The following is a 583-nucleotide window of genomic DNA, read 5'->3' on the forward strand; positions in this document are numbered from 1 at the left end:
GACTACTACAAATGGACGGCAATACTGGCGAGCTTATAGATGGCACATTTACCGATGTGTTAAACCAAGTTCAAGCTGGTGACTTAGTGGTTTTCAATAATACCCGTGTTATTCCAGCGCGTATGTTTGGTCGTAAAGAATCTGGCGGTAAGTTAGAGGTGCTAGTGGAGCGCATGCTAGATGAGAAAAGCATTCTTGCGCATGTTCGCTGCTCCAAGTCACCAAAACCAGGCACTACCATTATTGTGGGCGAGAATGATGAATACTCAGCGGAAATGGTGGCTCGCCACGATGCCCTATTCGAACTGAAATTTAACTCTGATAAGACGGTATTAGAAATCCTGGAAGAAATTGGCCACATGCCACTTCCGCCATACATTGACCGCCCAGATGAAGACGCAGATAAAGAGCGTTACCAAACCGTATATAACCAAAAACCAGGCGCAGTAGCAGCACCGACGGCTGGCCTGCACTTTGATGACGTTCTTTTAGATAAGATCAAAGCCAAAGGCGCTGAGTTTGCTTACGTTACACTACACGTCGGTGCAGGTACGTTCCAACCAGTAAAAGTGGATAACATCAA

The 583-nt window shown here is 46.1% G+C and carries 1 protein-coding gene; it reads left to right on the forward strand.

What is annotated here, in order from left to right:
- On the forward strand, positions 1-583 hold a 583-nt coding region (locus R8O11_RS29735), incomplete at both ends, for an S-adenosylmethionine:tRNA ribosyltransferase-isomerase (protein ID WP_318195193.1).

The sequence above is a fragment of the Vibrio sp. 1288 genome (assembly GCF_033344475.1).